General features: G+C 68.4%; 17 protein-coding genes and 1 tRNA gene. 4 read left to right on the top strand and 14 right to left on the bottom strand.

Annotation, left to right across the window (positions count from 1 at the left end; all coding sequences use genetic code 11):
- Nucleotides 1-8: 8 nt before the first annotated feature.
- The 10 genes from ASC67_RS01650 to rpsB form a co-directional block, all read right to left on the bottom strand.
- A complete protein-coding gene (locus ASC67_RS01650) occupies nt 9-518 on the bottom strand; it encodes an OmpH family outer membrane protein (protein ID WP_056314563.1) in 510 nt (169 codons plus the stop codon).
- Entirely contained in the window at nt 518-2,863 is a 2,346-nt protein-coding gene (gene bamA / locus ASC67_RS01645) for an outer membrane protein assembly factor BamA (RefSeq protein ID WP_235566186.1), read from the bottom strand. The genes ASC67_RS01650 and bamA overlap by 1 nt, the downstream gene beginning before the upstream one ends.
- 4 nt (nt 2,864-2,867) lie before the next feature.
- A complete protein-coding gene (gene rseP / locus ASC67_RS01640) occupies nt 2,868-4,229 on the bottom strand; it encodes an RIP metalloprotease RseP (RefSeq protein WP_056314561.1) in 1,362 nt (453 codons plus the stop codon).
- Entirely contained in the window at nt 4,226-5,404 is a 1,179-nt protein-coding gene (gene ispC / locus ASC67_RS01635) for a 1-deoxy-D-xylulose-5-phosphate reductoisomerase (RefSeq protein WP_056314560.1), read from the bottom strand. The genes rseP and ispC overlap by 4 nt, the downstream gene beginning before the upstream one ends.
- A 7-nt stretch (nt 5,405-5,411) precedes the next feature.
- The gene (locus tag ASC67_RS01630; protein WP_056314559.1) at nt 5,412-6,248 is read right to left on the bottom strand and encodes a phosphatidate cytidylyltransferase; all 837 of its coding nucleotides are present in this window, start codon (nt 6,246-6,248) and stop codon (nt 5,412-5,414) included.
- Between the two features lie 14 nt (nt 6,249-6,262).
- Complete coding sequence (gene uppS / locus ASC67_RS01625) at nt 6,263-7,024, bottom strand: polyprenyl diphosphate synthase (RefSeq protein WP_255353655.1); 762 nt, start codon at nt 7,022-7,024, stop codon at nt 6,263-6,265.
- Between the two features lie 11 nt (nt 7,025-7,035).
- Nucleotides 7,036-7,596, bottom strand: coding sequence for a ribosome recycling factor (gene frr, locus ASC67_RS01620; RefSeq protein ID WP_056315111.1), 561 nt, complete (start codon nt 7,594-7,596; stop codon nt 7,036-7,038).
- Between the two features lie 23 nt (nt 7,597-7,619).
- Nucleotides 7,620-8,330, bottom strand: a complete 711-nt coding sequence (gene pyrH, locus ASC67_RS01615; RefSeq protein WP_056314558.1) for a UMP kinase — start codon at nt 8,328-8,330, stop codon at nt 7,620-7,622.
- An 89-nt stretch (nt 8,331-8,419) separates the two neighbouring features.
- The gene (gene tsf / locus ASC67_RS01610) at nt 8,420-9,328 is read right to left on the bottom strand and encodes a translation elongation factor Ts (protein WP_056314557.1); all 909 of its coding nucleotides are present in this window, start codon (nt 9,326-9,328) and stop codon (nt 8,420-8,422) included.
- Nucleotides 9,329-9,444: 116 nt separating this feature from the next.
- A complete protein-coding gene (gene rpsB, locus ASC67_RS01605; protein WP_056314556.1) occupies nt 9,445-10,188 on the bottom strand; it encodes a 30S ribosomal protein S2 in 744 nt (247 codons plus the stop codon).
- A gap of 223 nt (nt 10,189-10,411) precedes the next feature.
- On the opposite strand from rpsB, the gene ASC67_RS01600 reads away from it, so the two are divergent.
- From ASC67_RS01600 to ASC67_RS01590, 3 genes are read left to right on the top strand one after another with little or no spacing between them, the layout of a single operon-like run.
- A complete protein-coding gene (locus tag ASC67_RS01600; RefSeq protein ID WP_056314555.1) occupies nt 10,412-11,773 on the top strand; it encodes an amidase in 1,362 nt (453 codons plus the stop codon).
- Nucleotides 11,770-13,161 carry an FAD-dependent oxidoreductase gene (locus ASC67_RS01595; protein ID WP_082535762.1) on the top strand — a complete coding sequence of 464 codons (1,392 nt, stop codon included), beginning with the start codon at nt 11,770-11,772 and terminating at the stop codon, nt 13,159-13,161. Before ASC67_RS01600 ends, ASC67_RS01595 begins: the two co-directional genes overlap by 4 nt.
- Before the next feature lie 13 nt (nt 13,162-13,174).
- A complete protein-coding gene (locus tag ASC67_RS01590) occupies nt 13,175-14,704 on the top strand; it encodes an NAD(P)H-hydrate dehydratase (protein ID WP_235566185.1) in 1,530 nt (509 codons plus the stop codon).
- 27 nt (nt 14,705-14,731) lie between these two features.
- Here the strand turns inward: ASC67_RS01590 and rnr are convergent, their stop codons facing one another.
- A complete protein-coding gene (gene rnr, locus ASC67_RS01585) occupies nt 14,732-16,966 on the bottom strand; it encodes a ribonuclease R (protein ID WP_056314554.1) in 2,235 nt (744 codons plus the stop codon).
- 74 nt (nt 16,967-17,040) lie between these two features.
- Here rnr and ASC67_RS01580 point away from each other — a divergent pair.
- Nucleotides 17,041-17,125: transfer RNA gene (locus tag ASC67_RS01580), tRNA-Leu, on the top strand.
- A 65-nt stretch (nt 17,126-17,190) separates the two neighbouring features.
- On the opposite strand, the gene ASC67_RS01575 is transcribed toward ASC67_RS01580, so the two are convergent.
- Genes ASC67_RS01575 through ASC67_RS01565 form a run of 3 tightly spaced genes read right to left on the bottom strand, consistent with a single transcriptional unit; the run spans nt 17,191 to nt 20,284 of the window.
- Complete coding sequence (locus ASC67_RS01575; RefSeq protein WP_056314553.1) at nt 17,191-17,712, bottom strand: phosphoribosyltransferase; 522 nt, start codon at nt 17,710-17,712, stop codon at nt 17,191-17,193.
- A 35-nt stretch (nt 17,713-17,747) separates the two neighbouring features.
- Nucleotides 17,748-19,082: an adenylosuccinate synthase gene (locus ASC67_RS01570; RefSeq protein WP_056314552.1), complete on the bottom strand. Its 1,335-nt coding sequence runs from the start codon at nt 19,080-19,082 to the stop codon at nt 17,748-17,750.
- A 38-nt stretch (nt 19,083-19,120) separates the two neighbouring features.
- The gene (locus ASC67_RS01565) at nt 19,121-20,284 is read right to left on the bottom strand and encodes an ATP phosphoribosyltransferase regulatory subunit (protein ID WP_056314551.1); all 1,164 of its coding nucleotides are present in this window, start codon (nt 20,282-20,284) and stop codon (nt 19,121-19,123) included.
- Between the last annotated feature and the right edge of the window lie 32 nt (nt 20,285-20,316).

Raw genomic sequence — 20,316 nt, 5'->3', positions numbered from 1 at the left:
CACGCGCCTCACTTGGCGCCGTTCAGCGCCTTGATCACCTTGTCGGTGATGTCGACGCGCGGACCCGCGAACACGGCTTCCTGGAGGATGACGTCGTACTTCTCCGTCTCGAAGATCTGCTTGATCACCTTGTTGGCGCGATCGACCACACCGGCGAGTTCCTCGTTCTTGCGCTGGTTCAGGTCTTCCTGGAACTCGCGCCGCTTGCGCTGGAACTCGCGGTCCTGCTCGACCAGATCGCGCTGGCGGCGGCTGCGATCGCCTTCGGCCAGGGTGGGGGCATCCTTCTCGAGCTTTTCCGAAGCGGTCTTCAGCTTCGCAGCGACGTCGGCCAGTTCCTTCTCGCGCTTGGAGAACTCGGCCTCGAGCTTGGCCTGAGCCGCCTTTGCGGGGCTCGCCTCGCGCAGCACGCGTTCGCTGTTCACGTAGCCGATCTTCAGTTCCTGCGCGGCCGCCGCCGTCACTCCGGCAGCGAGCACCGCCGCGGCAAGCATCGGCATCAATGACAAGGTCTTCATCAGAACGCGGTCCCGATCTGGAATTGCAACTTTTGAATTCTATCCTGCGCAAACTTGCGCACCGGCTGACCATAGCTGATCTTGAGCGGCCCCACCGGCGAGACCCAGCTCAGGCCGATACCGGCCGCCGCGCGCAGATCGCCGAGACTGAGCTTCTCGTCCTCGCCCCACACGTTACCGGCGTCGAGATATCCGAACAGGCGCAGTGTGCGATCGTTGCCCGAGCCCGGCACCGGGACGTAGAACTCGGCGTTCAGGTTGATCTTGCGGTTGCCGCCGATGTAGGCGCCGGTCACGTCGATCGGACCCAGCGAGCTCTGGTCGAAGCCGCGCACCGACCCGAGGCCGCCGCCGTAGAAGTTCTTGAAGATAGGGTATGGGCGCCCGCCGAAGCCCTTGCCGTAGCCGACCTCGGCATTCAGGCCGAGCGTGTACTTCTTCGACAGCGGGATCCATTGCTGGATCTGGTAGTTGGTGCGCAGATAGCGGGTGTCGAGCGCCACGCTCCATTCGGCATTGAGCCGCTGGTAGAGGCCGGAGGTCGGGACCAGGGCGCTGTCGCGGCCGTCGCGCTGCCAGCCGAGTGTCAGCGGCAGGCTGTCGGTGACGTCGCCAAAGGCTTCGCGGTACAGGAAGTAACTGTTCGGGATCGAGACGCCGGCCTGGATCTCGGTGCGCTCCCAGCCCGCGCCGAAGAAGACGGTGTCGAACTCGCTGAAAGGCACGCCGAAACGGATCGCCCCGCCCTGCGTCACCAGCTTGTAGTCCTCGCCCTGACTGTTGATCGGCCTGGCGGTGCGGTAGAACACATCGATCGCACGCGAGATGCCATCGACCGTGAAGTAGGGATCGACCGTGCTGACGACGATGTTGCGGTTGTACCGGCTCGTGTTGACCTCGAAGCCCAGGTAGTTGCCGCTGCCGAAGATGTTGTCCTGGCGGATGCCGAAGGTCAGCGACACCTTCTCCGCGCTGGAGAAGCCGGCACCCAGTTGCAGGTTGCCGGTCGGCTTCTCGACCACCTGGGCGGTGATGTCGACCTGGTCCTGCGCGCCGGGCACCTCGGCGGTATCGATGGTGACCTCGCTGAAGTAGCCGAGTCGGTCCACGCGGTCGCGCGACAGCTTGATGCGCCGGCCGTCGTACCAGGACGACTCGAACTGCCGAAACTCGCGCCGCACCACCTCGTCGCGGGTGCGGGTGTTGCCGGCCACGTTCACGCGGCGCACATAGACGCGGCGGCTCGGCTCGCCGACCAGCACCACCTCGACACGCCCGGTGGCACGGTCGATCTCGGTGCGCGGCTCGACGCGCGCGAAAGCGTAGCCGAAGGCGCCGTACATCTCGGTGAAGCGGCGGGTCGTTTCGGCGACCGTCTCGGCGCGATAGGCCTCACCCGGCTTGATGGCCACCAGGGTCTTGAAGTCGTCTTCCTTGCCGAGGTACTCGCCCTCGAGGCGGACCGCCGTCACGGTGTAGGGCTGCCCTTCGGTCACGTTGATCGTGATCGAGATGTTCTGCTTGTCCGGCGAGATGGCCACCTGTGTGGAGTCGACGGTGAACTCGAGGTAGCCGCGGTTCAGGTAATAGGCGCGCAGTGTCTCGAGATCGGCATTGAGCTTGGTGCGCGAATAGCGGTCCGTCTTCGTGTACCAGGTGAGCCAACCACCGGTGGTCAACTCGAACTGCCCAAGCAGCGTCCCTTCGGAGAACTCCTTGTTGCCGGTGATGCGGATGTCGCTGATCTTCGCGACCTCGCCTTCGCTGACGGTGAAGGTGACGTTGACGCGGTTGCGTTCCACCGGCGTGATGGTGGTGACGACCTCGGCCCCGTACAGGCTGCGCGTCAGGTACTGGCGCTTGAGTTCCTGTTCGGCGCGGTCGGCCAGGGCACGGTCGAACGGCTGGCCTTCGCCGATGCCCACGTCCTTCAGCGACTTGGTGAGCGCGTCCTTGTCGAACTCCTTGAGTCCGACGAAGGTCACCGACGAGATGATCGGCCGCTCTTCGACGATGACGACGACCACTTCGCCGTCGACGTCCAGCCGCACGTCCTTGAACAGGCCGGTGGCGAACAGCGCACGCAGTGCGGCCGCCCCCTTCTCGTCGCTGTAGGTATCGCCGATGCGGAAGGGCAGCGCGCCGAAGATGGTGCCGGCGTCGGCCCGCTGCAGGCCTTCGACGCGGATGTCCTTCAGCACGAAGGGCTCGACCGCCCACACCGGCGTCGCGTGCAGCGCCGCCACCAGGGCGGCGGCAAGGACCGAGGGTCGCAACGCGGAGGGAGTGGCCAAGGAAAGCAACGGACGGACCGTAGACGAGGGTAGCGCGCGGGAGAAGGCCATGCGGTCAGTGCAGGCCCAGCAGGCGGGCCACGTCGTTGTAGAGGGCGAGTGACATCATCACGAGCATGATCGCCAGCCCCCCGCGCTGCAGCCGATCGAGCCACATCTCAGAGACCGGCCGCCCTGTCACTCCTTCGAAAAGATGATACATGAGGTGTCCGCCGTCGAGCATCGGCAGCGGCAGCAGATTGAGCACGCCGAGGCTGACGCTCACCAGGGCGAGGAAGCCGAGGTAGTAGGCCAGCCCGAGCTGGGCCGACTGGCCGGCGTAGTCGGCGATCGTCAGGGGCCCGCTCAGGTTCTTCAGCGAGGCTTCGCCGATCAGCATCTTGCCCAGCATGCGCAGGCTCAGCGCCGCCACCTCCCAGGTACGCTGCGCACCGCGCACCAGGCCATCGATCGCACCGTAGCGCACCGTGACCATCTCTGGCGCCTGCCCCACGTAGGCCTCGATCCGGCCGATCGTGCGACCGCCATCGGCCAGCAGCGTCGGCGTCACGGCCAACGACAGGCGCTCACTGCCGCGCTGAACGTCCCACGCCATCGGGACCGGCGCGCCATCGCGCACAGCCGCGCGTATCGTCTCGCGCAGTCGTCCGGCATCGTCGATGCGGGCACCATCGACTCCCAGAACACGGTCGCCCTCACGCAATCCGGCCCGCGCGGCAGGCCCGCCGTCGACCAGCTTGCCGAGCACCGGCTCGCTGAACGGCGCACCGAGACCGATGCGGCGCATCAACTCGGCGTCGACCTCACGCGCATCCACACCCTCGAGCGCCAGGTGCACCGTGCGCGCGCCATGCCCCTGGGCGTCGGTGACGCGCAGCGCGATGCGTTCGCCGCGCAGTGCTGCGTCGGTCAGCTGCCAGCGCAAGTCGGTCATCGACCGCAACGGTTCGACGCTGCCGTCGTCCTGCACGCTGCCCTGCACCCAGTCGCCCGCCGCCAGCCCGGCGCGCTCGGCGATGCTGCCGGCCGTCGGCGCGCCGAGCACAGCCTTGGGTTCTTCGAGCCCGACCCAGTTCGCCGCCGCATACAGCAGCACCGCGAGCACCAGGTTCGCGGCCGGCCCGGCGGCCACGATGGCCGAGCGTTGCCACAGCGGGCGGTTGTTGAAGGCCCGCGACCGCTCGGCGGTCGGGACTGCGCCCTCGCGCTCGTCGAGCATCTTCACGTACCCACCCAGCGGCAGCATCGACACGACAAACTCGGTCTCGCCCCGCTGTCGCCGCCAGATCACGCGGCCGAAGCCGACCGAGAAGCGCAGCACCTTCACGCCGCAGGCCACCGCCACGCGGTAGTGGCCGTACTCGTGAACGACGATCAGGATGGCGAGCGTCAGAAGGAAGGCCAGCAAGGTGATCATGACAAGGCTTTCAGGTACTGGCGCGCAACGCTGCGGGCTTGCGCGTCGAGCGCGAGCAGGCTCTCGAGCGAGGCGGCGGCCCCGGCGTCCAACGGGGTACGTTCGATGGTGTGGGCATTGATGTTGTGAATCTGGTCGAAGCGGATCGTTCCCGCCAGGAAGGCTGCCACCGCCACCTCGTTGGCGGCGTTCAGCACCGCCGTGCCGCCTTCCGGTCCGCGCAGCGCGGCCCAGGCCAGCGGCAGGCCCGGGTAGCGGCGCTCGTCGGCCGGCTCGAAGCTGAGCGAGGCCAGGCGCGTGAAGTCGAGCTGCTCGGCCCCGGACTCGATGCGTTCCGGCCACGCCAGGCCGTAGGCGATCGGCACCCGCATGTCGGGCGTGCCGAGTTGCGCCAGCACCGAATGATCGCGACACACGACCATCGAGTGGATGATGCTCTGCGGATGCAGCACCACGCGCACCTGCTCGGGCTGCAGGTCGAACAGCCAGCGGGCCTCGATCACCTCGAGCGCCTTGTTCATCATCGTCGCCGAGTCGACCGAGATCTTGCGACCCATGACCCAGTTCGGGTGGGCACAGGCCTCGTCGGGCGTCACGTCGCGCAGGCTCGCCGGGTCGCGGCTGCGGAAGGGCCCGCCGGAGGCCGTCAGCACGATGTGATCGATGCGCCGTGCCCAGGTGCTGCGGTCTTCCGGCAGGCACTGGAAGATCGCCGAATGCTCGCTGTCGATCGGCAGCAGCGTGGCGCCCCCCTCCTTCACCGCGGCCATGAACAGCGCGCCACCGACCACCAGCGCCTCCTTGTTGGCCAGCAGCAGGCGCTTGCCGGCCCGCGCCGCCGCCAGGCAGGGCGCGAGCCCGGCAGCGCCGACGATCGCCGCCATGACCGTGTCCACCTCCGGGTGCGCCGCCACCTCGGCCAACGCGGACGGGCCGGACAGCACCTCGATGCCGCTGCCTGCGAGACGCTCGCGCAGTGTCCGTGCCGCCGCGGCGTCCGGCAGCACCGCATAACGCGGCCGGAACTGCAGGCACTGCGCCGCCAGCTCGTCGATGCGGCTGTGGGCGCTGAGCGCGAACAGCCGGTAGCGGTCGGGGTGGCGCGCGATCACGTCGAGGGTGCTGACACCGATCGAACCAGTGGCACCGAGCAGGCACACGCTTTGCGTCGTCATGGCATCTTCAGAGAGAACACAGCGCCAATGCCAGCGGAAATACCGGCAACAGCGCGTCGATGCGATCGAGCACGCCGCCGTGGCCCGGCAGCAGCGCACTGCTGTCCTTGGCTCCGGCACTGCGCTTGACCAGCGACTCGAACAGATCGCCGACGACGCTCATCGCCGTGAGGAACAGCAGCGCGACGGCCAGCCCGACGAACCCGAGCCGTTCGAGCAACTGGCTGTACAGGCTGGACACAGACTGGCCGGTGAACCGGTCGAGCGCGATCCAGGCCGCGGCGAGCACCAGCACGCCCACCATCCCGCTCCACACGCCCTCCCAGCTCTTGCCCGGGCTGATGGCCGGCGCCAACTTGCGCCGACCGAAGGCGCGCCCACCGAAATACGCCGCGATGTCGGCTGCCCAGACCAGCGTGAACACCGACAGCAGGAAGTTCACGCCGCGCGCCTTGGCCGCCACCATGGCCAGCCAGACCCCCCACAGCAGCACCGCTCCGAGCAGCCATCTCAGCGACGGGCTCAGCGCCGGCCAGCCGGCGACGCCCCGTCGGAGGATCCAGGCGCCGCCCAGCACCCAGGCCGCGGTCGCGAACCACCAGGCGCCGCCCTGTGCCAGGTCGGGCCAGCCGAGCGCATAAGCCGCCAGCCCGCCCGCAGCGATCAGCCCGCCCAGCGCCAGCGCCGCGCCCGAGCCGAGGCCGTTGAGGCGCCCCCATTCCCAACCCGCGGCGCCGATCATCAGCAGCACCAGCAACGCAAACGGCCACAGGGCCGCCGCGAACAATGCCGGCAGGAGCACCACGAGCAACAGCACCGCGGTGATGATGCGTTGCTTGAGCATCGTGTCGGCGGCGCTCAGACCGCGGCCTGCGGATCGGCCGCCACCGGCGCGGCCGGTTTCACGCCGCCGTAACGGCGATCGCGCGCCGCGTAGGCGGCCAGCGCGGCATCCAGCTCGACGTCGCTGAAGTCCGGCCACAGGCAGTCGGTGAAGTACAGCTCCGAGTAGGCCGCCTGCCAGAGCAGGAAATTGGAGATCCGCACCTCGCCGCCAGTGCGGATGAAGAGGTCGGGATCGGGCGCGTGGCTGAGCGCCATGTACTGCCCCAGCCGGGCCTCGTTCAGCTGTTCGGCCGACACGCCGTCCGCGATCGCCTGGCGACAGGCCTGCAGAACGTCCCAGCGGCCGCCGTAGTTGAACGCCACCGACAAGGTGATGCGCGTGTTGTGCGCGGTACTGCGCTCGGCCTCGGCCCAGGCTTCTCGCACCTTGTCGGACACCGCATCGCGGTCGCCGACGATGCGGATGCGCACGCCCTCCTTCGCCAGCTTGGCCAGGTACTTCGAGACGGCCACCAGCACCAGGCCCATCAGACCCGACACCTCTTCCTCGGGCCGCTTCCAGTTCTCGCTGGAAAACGCGAACACCGTGAGGTACTCGATGCCGCGATCGGCGCAGGCCTTCACGGTGCGAACCAGCGCGTCGACGCCCTGCTTGTGCCCGACGAAGCGCGGCATGAAGCGCTTGCTGGCCCAGCGGCCGTTGCCGTCCATCACGACGGCCACGTGGCGAGGGATCGCAGCAGGGGCCTGGCTCACGGCGGAGGCGGTTCGCACACCGGAGGTTCTCAAACCGCGAGGATCTCGGCTTCCTTGGACTGCACCAGCCTGTCGATCTCGGCGATCGCACGGTCGGTGAGCTTCTGCGCCTCGTCGAGCGAGCGGCGCTCGTCGTCCTCGGAGATGGCCTTGTCCTTCAGGAGCTTCTTGGCCTGGTCGTTGGCGTCGCGGCGCAGGTTGCGCACCGCGATCCTCGCGTCTTCTCCGGCGCCACGCACCACCTTCGTCAGGTCACGGCGGCGCTCTTCATTCAGCGCCGGCATCGGCACGCGCAGCAGTTCGCCTTGCGACGACGGGTTCAGGCCCAGATCCGATTCGCGGATCGCCTTCTCGATCTTCGGGCCCATGCCCTTCTCCCACGGCTGAACGCTGATGGTGCGGGCGTCCAGCAGGCTCACGTTGGCCACCTGGCTGATCGATACCATGGAGCCGTAGTACTCGACGTGCACCTGATCCAGGATGCCGGGGTGGGCGCGGCCGGTGCGGATCTTCTGAAGTTCCGACTTGAATGCATCGATCGAGCGCGCGGCCTTCTGCTCGAACGTCTTCTTGATGTCTGCGATGCTCATGTTGTTGCGGTCCTCGGACGGATTCACACGTGCACCAGGGTGCCCTCGTCCTCACCCATCACCACGCGCCTGAGGGCGCCGGGCTTGAAGATCGAGAACACCTTGATCGGCAGCTTCTGGTCGCGGCACAGCGCGAACGCGGTCGCGTCCATGACCTGAAGGTTCTTGCTGATCGCCTCGTCGAAGCTGATCTTCGCGTAGCGCGTGGCGCCGGGGTCCTTCTTCGGATCGGCGGAGTAGACACCGTCGACCTTGGTCGCCTTCAGCACGATCTGTGCACCGATCTCTGCCCCCCGCAACGCGGCGGCGGTATCGGTGGTGAAGAACGGGTTGCCGGTGCCGGCAGCAAAGATCACCACCTTGCCTTCCTCGAGGTATTGCAGCGCCTTGGGCCGCACATAGGGTTCGACCACCTGCTCGATGCCGATCGCCGACATCACCCGGGCGGTCATGCCCTCCTGGCGCATCGTGTCGGCCAAGGCCAGCGCATTCATCACCGTGGCGAGCATGCCCATGTAGTCGGCCGTCGCGCGATCCATGCCGACGGCGCCGCCGGCCACACCTCGGAAGAGGTTCCCGCCGCCGATCACCACCGCCACCTCGCAGCCCATCTCGGTGATCTCGCGAACCTCCTGCACCATGCGCACGATGGTCGCGCGGTTGATGCCGTAGGCGTCGTCGCCCATCAAGGCCTCGCCGGAAAGCTTGAGCAGGATGCGCTTGAACGCCGGCATGCGGAGGTCTCCTCGGGTGAACGGTCGGTGGAACGGCAGTTTAGGGGATGGCCCCGGCCCGCAAACACGCGCCGGGCCACGCGGAGCGCTTACTGCCCCTTGGCAGCGGCCACCTGGGCGGCCACTTCCGCGGCGAAGTCGTCTGTCTTCTTCTCGATTCCCTCGCCCACGATGTACATCGTGAAGCCCTTGATCGACGTGCTGGCGGCCTTGAGCATCTGCTCGACTGTCTGCTTGTCGTTCTTCACGAAGGTCTGGTTGAACAGCGAGACCTCCTTCAGGAACTTCTGCACCGAACCCTCGACGCGCTTGGCGACGATCTCGGCGGACTGGGGCGCCTTGCCGGCGGCTTCGGCCGTCTTGGCATCCTCGGCAGCCTTGCCGGCGGCGACGTTGCGCTCCTTCTCGATCAGATCGGCCGGCACGTCGGCCGAGGTCAGCGCCACCGGTTTCATCGCGGCCACGTGCATCGCCACGTCCTTCGCAGCCACGTCGTCGCCCGTGTACTCGACCACCACGCCGATGCGGGTGCCGTGCAGGTAGCTGACGAGCTTGCTGTCACCGCTGAAACGCTTGAAGCGGCGGATCGCGATGTTCTCGCCAATCTTGCCGATCAGTGCGGTGCGGGTGGCCTCCACCGTCGCGCCGTTGATCTCCAGCGCCGACAGCGCAGCGACATCGGCCGGGGCCTGGGTGGCCACGAGTTCGGCGAGCGTCTTGCCGAAGGCCAGGAAATCATCGTTCTTCGAGACGAAGTCGGTTTCGCAGTTCAGTTCCATCAGCGCACCGGTCGTGCCGTTGATGTGCGCCACGACGATGCCTTCGGCCGTGACGCGCGAGGCGGCCTTGCTGGCCTTGCTGCCGAGCTTGACGCGCAGCAGCTCCTCAGCCTTGTTCAAGTCACCTTCGGCCTCGGTGAGGGCCTTCTTGCACTCCATCATCGGGGCGTCGGTCTTGGCGCGCAGTTCGGCGACCATGCTGGCGGTGATTGCGGGCATTGCGTTCTCCGTTCGGTGAAGCGGTGCTGCCCGAAGGCAGCGACTGCTTAGAAATCATTGAAAAAAAGGGGCTGAATCAGCCCCTTGATGAGTGCGCGGGGCGCCTTGCGACGGACTCAGGCCGCGTCGCTGACTTCCACGAACTCGTCGGTGCTCTGGGCGGCAGTGACCACTTCGTTGACCGCGTTGGCCTTGCCTTCGAGCGCGGCATCCGCCACGGCACGGGCGTACAGCGCCACGGCCTTCGCGGAGTCGTCGTTGCCCGGGATCACGTAGTCAATGCCTTCGGGCGAGTGGTTCGAGTCCACCACACCGATGACCGGAATGCCCAGCTTCTTCGCCTCGGCGATCGCGATCTTGTGATAACCCACGTCGATGACGAACATGGCATCGGGCAGCGCGCTCATGTCCTGGATGCCGCCGATGTCCTTCTCGAGCTTGGCGATCTCGCGGGCGAACAGCAGCGCTTCCTTCTTGCTCATCGCCTCCAGGCCGGCTTCCTGCTGGGCCTGCATTTCCTTCAGCTTCTTCAGCGACCCCTTGACGGTCTTGAAGTTGGTCAGCATGCCGCCGAGCCAGCGCTGGTCGACGTAGGGCATGCCGGCGCGCTGGGCTTCCTGGGCGACCACTTCGCGCGCCTGGCGCTTGGTGCCGACCATCAGGATCGTGCCGCGCTTGGCAGCGAGCGAGCGGGTGAACTTCATCGCCTCGTTGAAGAGCGGCAGCGTCTTCTCGAGGTTGATGATGTGGATCTTGTTGCGATGGCCGAAGATGAACGGGGCCATCTTCGGGTTCCAGAAGCGGGTCTGGTGTCCGAAATGGACGCCCGCTTCCAGCATTTCACGCATGGTGAGGGACATGGAAACTCCAAAGGTTGGGTCTAAAATCCGGCCAGAATTGCAAGTGATTGCAGCGCTTTGTAGCGACATGCAAACAAACCTCTTTCGAGTCTTGCAACACCTTTTGGCGACCGGGTTTGCGGATTGCAAATGTTCTTCCGGCTTCCGCCGAACCGACCTCGATCGAACCGACCAGGACAGGCACCGACGTGTTCCAGAAAAACCCTGAGAGTTTAGCACGCCGATGACCGACGATCTGCTCTCCCGGCGCGCCCGGCTGCTCGGTGGCACGAGCAGCGCCGGCGCCGAGATCGAACGCTCGCTGCAGCACGCTGCCTCTGCCGCGGTGGCCCCGGCCTTCCTGAAACTCGATGCCGTCGGCGCGCGAGCCGCGGCGCGCGCCGTCGACACTGCTCTCTCGAGTGGTGCCCCGCTGCCGCCGCTCGCCGGACTCGCCGTCAGCATCAAGGACCTGTTCGACATCGCCGGCCAGGTCACGACCGCGGGTTCGACGGTCCTGGCCGATGCAGCGCCGGCCGCGCAGGATGCGCCCGCAGTGTCGCGACTGCGCGCGGCCGGGGCGGCGCTGATCGGCCGCACCCATATGACGGAGTTCGCGTTCTCGGGCGTCGGCCTCAATCCGCATCACCCCACGCCGGCCAACCTGCCGATGGCGACCCTGGACCGCGACACGCCGCGCATCCCGGGCGGCTCCAGTTCCGGCGCAGCGGTCTCGGTGGCGGGTGGGGCCGCGTGGGCGGCCCTGGGTTCGGACACCGGCGGTTCGGTGCGCATCCCGGCCGCGCTGCAGGGCCTGGTCGGATTCAAGAACACAGCGTCGCTGACGCCGACCGAGGGTGCCATCCCGCTGTCCACCACGCTCGACACGGTCTCGGCCCTCACACGCTCGGTGCGCGACGCCGTGTTGCTGCACGAGGTGCTGTCGGCCCGCCGCGTCGTGCTGCCGAGCCGGCCGCTGCGCGCCACCCGGCTCGCGGTGCCGACGACGCTGATGCTCGACGTGCTGGAGCCTGCTGTGGCCGCAGCCTTCGAGCGAGCCCTCGCCGGACTGTCTCGCGCCGGCGCACAGATCGTCACGCTCGACTTCCCGCCGCTGGCCGACATGGCGCCGTTGCAACTCAACGGTGGGTTCGCGAGCTGCGAAAGCTGGGCCTGGCATCGGCACCGGCTCGCGACACGAGAAGCCGAATACGACCGCCGCGTGGTGACACGCATCCGCCGCGGCATGGCGATGAGTGCCGCGGACTACATCGACCTGCAGACGGCACGCACCGCCTGGACCGCTTGCATGCACGAGGCGCTGCGCGGCTTCGACGCGGTACTGTCCCCCACCGTGCCGATCCTCGCACCGCCGATCGCCACGCTTGAAGCGAGCGACGAGGAATTCTTCCGCGTCAACTCGCTGCTGCTGCGCAACCCCTCGGTTGTGAACCTGCTGGACGGCTGCGCGATCAGCCTGCCCTGCCAGGCGCCGGGCGATGCGCCGGTCGGCCTGATGCTGTGGTCGCGCGGCCATGCCGACGACGCCCTGCTCGACACGGCCCTGGCCGTCGAAGCCGCGCTGGCCGCTGGAGCGTCCTCATGAGAGTCGGTGTGATCGGCGCCGGCATCGTCGGCGTGACCACGGCCTACGAACTGGCCGAGGACGGCCACGACGTCACCGTGTTCGAGCGGCACAGCAGCGTCGCCTCGGAGGCGAGCTTCGCACATGCCGGCGTGCTGGGCTCGGGCGATGTCGCGCCCTGGGCGGCACCCGGCCTGCCCGGACGGCTGCTGCGCGACTTGTTCAGCCGCCATCCGGCGATGCGCGTGCGGCCGTCCTTCGACGCGATGCAATGGCGCTGGCTGTGGCGCTGGTGGAGCGCCTGCCGCGCACCGAACTTCCCGCAGCGCCGCATCGAGCTGCTGCGACTGGCGCAGTACAGCCGCGAACGGCTCCGCGTGCTAGACGAGCGGCTGCAACTGGATTTCGAACGCTCGCAGGGCCTGTTGCTCCTGCTGCGCGAAGAGCGCGACGTTGCCGCGGCGCAGCCCCGCCTGGCGTTGCTGCGCGAACTCGGCATCAGCGTGCGCGAACTGGATGCGGCCGCCTGCCACGCAACGGAGCCCGGCCTCAATCGCGAGCAGCCGCTGGCGGGCGGGATCCAGTTGCCGCAGGACGGGGTCGGCAACTGCCGCCAGTTCGCCCACCTGCTGCGCGACGCGGCCGAGCGGCTCGGTGTCGAGTTCCGCTTCGGGACCGTGGTGCGCGCGCTGGAGACCGGGACACGCTCCGATGGCGCCGAACTGCAGCTCGAGCACCTGGCTCTGACCACCGGCTTCGCTTCGAGCCGGGCCACGGCCCTTCCCGGCGGCAACGGCAACAAGCACGGCAGCGCGATGGCTCACCGTGCGCGCGCCGCGGCGCGCTACCTCGATCCGGTGTCGGCAGAGGCCTTCGACGCGGTGGTCATCGCCGCCGGCGTCGACGCCGCCGAACTGCTGCCGGGCCTGGGCATCAAACTGCCGCTGATGCCGATCCACGGCTACTCGCTGACAGCGCCGCTGCGTTCGCCTGAACGGGGCCCGAAGGCGGCGCTGATCGACGAGCGCTACCGCATCGCGATGAGCCGGCTGGGGCAGCGCGTGCGCCTGGCCGGCTGCGCCGAACTGGGCGGTTCGGCGCAGACGCAACGGCGGGCGGCGGTCGAGACGCTGTACCGCCTGCTCAACGACTGGTTCCCGGGCGCCGCCCACATCGCGCGGCCCCAAGTGTGGAAAGGCGCGCGGCCGACGCTGCCCGACGGCCTGCCGTTGATCGGCCCCAGCCCCCGCCCCGGCGTTTGGTTGAACCTGGGCCATGCCGACCACGGCTGGACGCTGGCTTGCGGCAGCGCCCGGCTGCTGGCCGACCAGATCGCCGGGCGCTCGCCCGGCTTCGATCCAGGCAGCTTCGCGCTGGCACGGGCAGCCTCGGGGCCACCGCCCGCCTGACGGGGCCGCCAACATGATCGACGCCGCGATGCCCTGGGCGGTTCTGGACGACGGCTCGCAGCGTGAGGTGGAGCGACTGCCGCTGTTCGGCGTGGCGGCGACCCGTGAGCTGGAAACCGAGGCCGCGTGCACCTTGCCGCCCCACACGCTGATGCAGCGTGCCGGCGGCTCGGTGGCCCGGCTGGCGCTGGCGCTGGCGCCGCACGCACGACGCATCTGGATCGCTGCCGGCCCCGGCAACAACGGCGGCGACGGCCTGGAAGCCGCGGCGTGGCTGCAGCGTGCCGGCAAGCAAGTGACGGTGGGATGGGCACCGTCTGCGCCACCGCCAGCCGATGCGGCGGCGGCCGGCGCCAGGGCGCGCGCTGCAGGCGTGACGCTGGTGGAAAGCAGCACACCGCCCGCGCCGCTCGGCCCTGACGATCTGGCCATCGACGCATTGTTCGGCATCGGCCTGACGCGCGCGCCGGCCGGCTGGGCCCTGGCCGCGTTGAGGTCGCTCAACGACGGCTTGGCCCCGGTGCTGTCGATCGATCTGCCCAGCGGCCTGGATGCCAAGCAGGGTTCGCTGCTCGACGAGAACGCTGCGGTGCAGGCCTGCTGGACGCTGAGCTTGCTGACCCTGAAGCCGGGCTTGTTCACAGCCCAGGGCCGCGACCATGCCGGGCAGGTCTGGTTCCACGACCTCGGCGTCCATGCCGATGCCACCCGGGCGAGCGCAGGCCTGCTCACAGGGGCGCGCGCACTGTGGCCCGCGCGACGGCATGCGCAGCACAAGGGCAGCTTCGGCGATGTGTGGGTGGTCGGTGGCGCCGCCGGCATGGCCGGAGCCGCGCTGCTGGCAGCACGGGCCGCGCTGGCCGCGGGCGCAGGCCGAGTGCACCTGGTGCCGCTCGAGCCGCAGTCACCGGCGCTCGATCCCATGCACCCGGAGTTGATGCACCGGCGACTTGCCGCGCTGCACGATGCCCGCACGCCACTCGAGAACGCCACGGTGGTGTGCGGATGCGGCGGCGGCGATGCGGTGCGCGAGCACCTGCCGGGCCTGATCGCCCGCGCCGGACGCCTGCTGCTCGATGCCGACGCGCTGAACTCGGTGGCCACTGACCCGTCGCTCGCTCGCTTGCTCGACATGCGCGCCGGCCGCGGGCGCGCCACGCTGCTGACGCCGCACCCCCTCGAGGCCGCCCGGCTGCTGGGTCTGCAGACCGCCGCGGTCCAGTCGGCCCGGCTGTCGGCCGCGGACCGGCTCGCGCAGCGATGGCACGCCACCGTCGTCCTCAAGGGATCGGGTAGCGTCATCGCCGCGCCGGGTGAAACCACGCTGATCAACGCCAGCGGCAACGCGTCGCTGGCCACGGCGGGAACCGGTGATGTGTTGGCGGGCTGGATCGGCGGGCTCTGGGCGCAAGGCCTGTCGGCCCGCAACGCCGCGCTGCTGGGCACGCACACCCATGGCGCCGTGGCCGACGCCTGGTGCACACGCCAGGCGCACCCCGGGCCGCTGGCGGCGAGCGCGCTGATCGCTCAGCTGCGGCGCTGAGCGCCACGGCAGCTCAGCGGCTCGGGCCTACCGCCTCGATCGCTTCGACTTGCGCGGCGCTGCCGCGGTGTCCGCCCCAGCGCTGCGCGCGGGCTTGCGGGGAGTCTTGCTGACCGCCTTCTTGGTCGCCCGCTTGTGCTCGCGGTCGACGTCCTTCACGACCTGCAGTTCCTCGACGGCCGACGCCGCCTTGTCGCGCGGCGGCCGCGGGCTCAGGCCCGATTCGTGGACCAGCCGGAAGTCGATCTTGCGCCCGTCGAGATCGACGCGGCTCACCTGCACTCGCACCCGACTGCCGACGACGTAGCGCACGCCGGTGCGCTCGCCGCGCAGCTCCTGCCGCGCCTCGTCGAAGCGGAAGTACTCGCCACCGAGTTCGGTGATGTGCACCAGGCCCTCGACGTACAGCTCGTCGAGCGTGACGAACAGCCCGAAGGTGGTGACGGCGGTGACCGCGCCGCCGAATTCCTCGCCGAGATGCTCGCGCATGAACTTGCACTTCAGCCAGGCCTCGACATCGCGCGACGCCTCGTCGGCCCGCCGCTCGTTCGCGCTGCAGTGAGCACCGGCCGCTTCCCAGGCCATTGCCTCGGCGGTCTGCTTGACGACCAGCTTGCTGGCCTGCTGCGCCCTGGAGGCCGCGGTCGGCCGCACCTTGCGCGTGTGGACAGCCGAGCTGGCCAGCTCGGTGACCTGGAGGTGGTACTTCTTGCTGCCCAGCAAGGCCTTGATCACGCGGTGCACCAGCAGGTCCGGATAGCGACGGATCGGGCTGGTGAAGTGCGTGTAGGCCGGGTAGGCTAGGCCGAAGTGACCGCTGTTGGTCGGCGTGTAGATGGCCTGCTGCATCGAGCGCAACAGCATCGAGTGGATCTGGGTGGCGTCGGGGCGGTCCTTCGTCGCCTGCGCGATCGCCTGGAACTCTCCGGGCCGCGGATCATCGCCGATCGACAGCCCCAGTCCGAGCGCCCGCAGATAGGTCTGCAGGATCGTTCGCTTCTCGGGCGTCGGGCCCTCGTGCACACGGTACAGCGAGGCGTGCTTGTGCGACGCGATGAAGTCGGCCGAGCAGACGTTCGCCGCCAGCATCGCCTCCTCGATCAGGCGGTGTGCGTCGTTGCGCGTGCGTGGCACGATCTTCTCGATGCGGCCGTTCTCGTCGCAGACGATCTGCGTCTCGGTGGTCTCGAAGTCGACGGCGCCGCGCGTGGCACGCGCCTTCAGCAGCGCGCGGTACACCTCGTGCAGGTGCAGCAGGTGCGGCACCAACGCCTTGCGCTTCTGCGCCTCGGGCCCGCGCGTGTTGGCGAGGATCGTCGCGACTTCCGTGTACGTGAAGCGCGCATGCGAGTTGATGACGGCCGGGAAGAACTGGTAGGCGTGCACCTCACCGACCGCGTCGACCACCATGTCGCACACCATCGCGAGACGGTCTTCATTGGGGTTCAGCGAACAGAGGCCGTTGCTTAGCTTCTCCGGCAGCATCGGGATCACGCGCCGAGGGAAATAGACCGAGGTCGCGCGCTCGTAGGCATCGTCGTCCAGCGACTCGCCGGGCTTGACGTAGTGGCTCACGTCGGCAATGGCGACGATCAGGCGCCAGCCGTTCGGCGACGCGCCCTTGGTCTTGCGGCCGATCGTGACCGGCTCGCAGTAGACGGCATCGTCGAAGTCGCGGGCGTCCTCGCCATCGATCGTGACCAGCGGCACGTCGGTCAGGTCGATGCGCTGCCTCTTGTCGGTCGGCCGCACCTTGTCGGGCAGCTTGGCCGTCTGCGCCAGCGTCTCGGCCGAGAAGCGGTGCGGCACCTCGTACTTGCGCACAGCGATCTCGATCTCCATGCCCGCGTCGTCGATCTCGCCCAGCACCTCGGTCACCCGACCGAGTGGCTGCGAATGCATCGACGGCGGCTCGGTCAGTTCGACGGCGACCACCTGCCCCGCGCTGGCATTGGCGATGCCGTTCTTCGGGATCATGATGTCCTGGCCGTAACGCTTGTCCTCGGGCGCGACCAGCCAGATGCCGCTCTCGTGCAGCAGGCGACCAATGATCGGCGCCTTGCGGCGCTCCAGGATCTCGAGCACGCGCCCCTCCGGCCGGCCCTTGCGGTCGTAGCGGATCACCCGCACGCGGATGCGGTCGCGGTGCAGCACCGCCCGCATTTCCTGCGGCGACAGATAGATGTCGGACTCGCCGTCGTCGCGTTGCACGAAGCCGTGCCCATCGCGGTGGCCTTGGACGATGCCATCGACCTCACTCATCAGTGCAGCGCCGAGTGGCGCACTGCTTGTCTTGTCTTCGTTCTTGATGCTAAAATCTCCGGCTTCGGTACCTAGCCCAGGTGGCGGAATTGGTAGACGCACTAGTTTCAGGTACTAGCGAGTAACATCGTGGAGGTTCGAGTCCTCTCCTGGGCACCAAATCATAAAAGGCCAGCGCAGCGCGCTGGCCTTTTTGTTTTCCGCGATCGATGGCACGTGGCCGCTCAAACCGCCAACTTCCTCGCGAGCCCTTCGGGCCGCAGGCTGTCGTAGTCCTCGAAAGGCTGATGGATCCAGGGACTGGTCGGCAGCGACTCCACGTAGTAGTCCGGCGTGTAGCTCGACACGCCCTTGACCCAGATCACGGACGAACGCAGCTCGCTGATCGAAGGCATGCCGCGCAGGCGATCGACCACGGCCTTCAAGGTCACTCCGGTGTCGGCAAGATCGTCGACCAGCAGCACGCGGCCGGCCAGTTCGCCCTTGGGCAGGGTGATGTAGGTCGCCAGGTCCAGTCGACCCTGGATCGTGCCCGCGTCCGAGCGGTAGGAACTGGTCGACATGATGGCCAGCGGCTTGTCGAACACCCGCGACAGCATGTCGCCGGGCCGCAGGCCACCGCGCGCCAGGCACAGGATCTGGTCGAACGCCCAGCCCGAGTTGTGCACCTTCAGCGCCAGGCGCTCGATCAGCAGGTGGTACTCGTCCCAGGAGACGTAGAGGTGCTTGCCGTCGTCGGTGAGCATGTGGCGTGATTCCCGTGGTGTCGGTCTTCTGCGCATCAGCCCAGGTAGGGGTGGCGCAGCAGGATCGTGTGCTCGCGGTCCGGCCCGGTCGACACCATGTCGATCGGCGCGCCGATGATCTCCTGTACGCGTTCGAGATAGCAGCGCGCGTTGAGCGGCAGGTCGTCCCAGCGCGTCGTGCCGACGGTGCTGTCGGTCCACCCCGGGAAGCTCTCGTAGACCGGCTTGCAGGCCACGATCTCGTCGGCGTCGAGCGGCAGGATGTCGATGCGCCGGCCGTCGAGTTCGTAGCCCACGCCCATCTTGATCTCGGTGAGGCCGTCGAGCACGTCGAGCTTGGTGATGCACAAACCCGTGAGGCCGTTGATCAGGATCGAGCGCTTCATCGCCGCTGCATCCAGCCAGCCACAGCGCCGCGGACGGCCCGTGACGGTGCCGCGCTCCTGGCCGACCGTCGACAGGTGATGCCCCACCGTGCCGGGTTCGTCCATCGGCAGCTCCGTCGGGAACGGGCCCGAGCCGACGCGCGTCGTGTACGCCTTGGTGATGCCGAGGATGTAGTGCAGCTTGTCCGGGCCGACGCCTGAGCCGGCGGCCGCATTGCCGGCCACGCAGTTGCTCGACGTGACGTAGGGATAGGTGCCGTGATCGATGTCGAGCAGCGTGCCCTGGGCACCCTCGAACAGCACGCTGCCGCCGGCCAGATTGGTCTCGTGGATGCGCACACCGACATCGGCCAGCATGGGCTTCAACTGCTCGGCCACCTTCATCGCGTGGTCGAAGATCGGCTGGAACTCGAGCGCGTCCGCCTTCAGAAAGCCCTGCAGCACGAAGTTGTGCAGTTCGAGCAGGTCGCGCAGCTTCTTCGCGAAGCGATCCGGATGCTTCAGATCCTGGACGCGCAAGGCGCGGCGCGCGACCTTGTCCTCGTAGGCCGGGCCGATGCCCTTGCCGGTCGTGCCGATCTTGCCGGCGCCCGAGCTCTCGCGCAGCGCCTCGCGGGCCTTGTCGAGTTCCACGTGGAAGGGCAGGATCAGCGGGCACGACTCGCTGATGAACAGCCGCGAGCGCACCTCGACGCCGGCCGCCTCGAGCCGCTCGATCTCGCCGAGCAGGTGGGTCGGATCGACCACCACGCCGTTGCCGATGTAGCAGGCCACGCCGTCACGCATCACCCCTGAGGGGATGAGTTGCAGCGCGGTCTTCTTGCCCTTGATCACCAGCGTGTGGCCGGCGTTGTGGCCGCCCTGGAAGCGCACCACGGCCGCGGCGTGGTCGGTCAGCCAATCGACCACCTTGCCCTTGCCCTCGTCGCCCCACTGGGTGCCGACCACCACGACGTTGTGACCGGCCTTGCTCGCTGCTTGCATTGTCTTGTCCTGAATCTGAGAGCTCTCGGGCGCTGGTTTCACAACGCCCGGACGACCCATTGGCCGCCTTCGTCCACGATCTCGCGATCGCAGTCGAATTCCTGTACGTCGTGCTCGTGCCCCGGCAGCACGCACACCACGGTCTCGCCGCCGGCCCGCAGGGCCCGGACCGCAGCGCGCAGCCCGGTCTCCTCTCCCCAAGGTGCGCGCACCGCGGCGCGGCGCCCATCGAGGCGGGCGCGTTGCACGACTTCCTTGAGGTCGGCGCTGAAGCCGACCGCAGGCCGGTTGCGACCGAACACCGCACCGACCTCGTCATAGCGACCGCCGCGCACCAGCGAATCGCTGGAGCCAGCGCCATACACGGCGAAGCGCGCGCCGCTGTAGTAGGCATAACCGCTCAGGTCGGCGAGGTCGAAGCCGACCCCCACGTCCGGATGCGCGATCGCAGCATGCGCGGCCAGACGGCGCAGGTCCGACAGCGCGGCGACGATCAAAGGACGCGGGGGCAGCTTCGCCTCCGCGATGTCGAGCACCTCGATATCGCCGTACAGCGACGTCAGCGCCTGCAACCCATCCCTCACCTCGACGGCAAAACCGCTGCCGAGGCCTTGCAGCGCCGTGCCGTCCTTGGCGGCAAGCGCCGCATACACCTCGTTCAGGCGCACGGGGTCGCAGGCGACACCGGCCAGCAGGCCGCGCACGATGCGCGCATCGGCCAGATCGAGCACCAGGCCGGGCACGCCCGCGGCGCGCAGGCTGTCGAGCGCCAGATCCTGCACCTCGAGATCGGCCTCGAGTCCGGCGTGCCCGTAGAGCTCGGCCCCGAACTGCAGCGGTTCGCGGCTGCCATGCAGCCCGGCCGGCCGTGTGTGCGCCACCGGGCCGCAGTAGCACAGACGTGTGACGCCGTTGCGGTTGAGCAGGTGGGCGTCGATGCGTGCCACCTGGGGCGTGGTGTCTGCACGCAGACCCAGGGTGCGGCCGCTCAGTTGGTCGACCAGCTTGAAGGTCCGCAGGTCCAGTTCGTGCCCGGTGCCCGACAGCAACGACTCGAGATGCTCGAGCAAGGGCGGCATCACCAGTTCATAGCCATAGACGCGGGCCGCGTCCAGCATCGTGCGCCGCAATTCCTCGATGCGCCGCGCCTCGGACGGCAGCACGTCGGCAATGTGCTCGGGCAGCAGCCAAGCAGAGGTCATGAAAAGCCTGCGGGGTTAAAACCGCATTGTAC

The sequence above is a fragment of the Methylibium sp. Root1272 genome, assembly GCF_001425905.1.
In the GTDB taxonomy this organism is placed as follows: Bacteria; Pseudomonadota; Gammaproteobacteria; order Burkholderiales; family Burkholderiaceae_C; genus Methylibium.
Note: the sequence above shows the minus strand (reverse complement) of the source record. Positions and strands in the feature narration are given on the sequence as shown.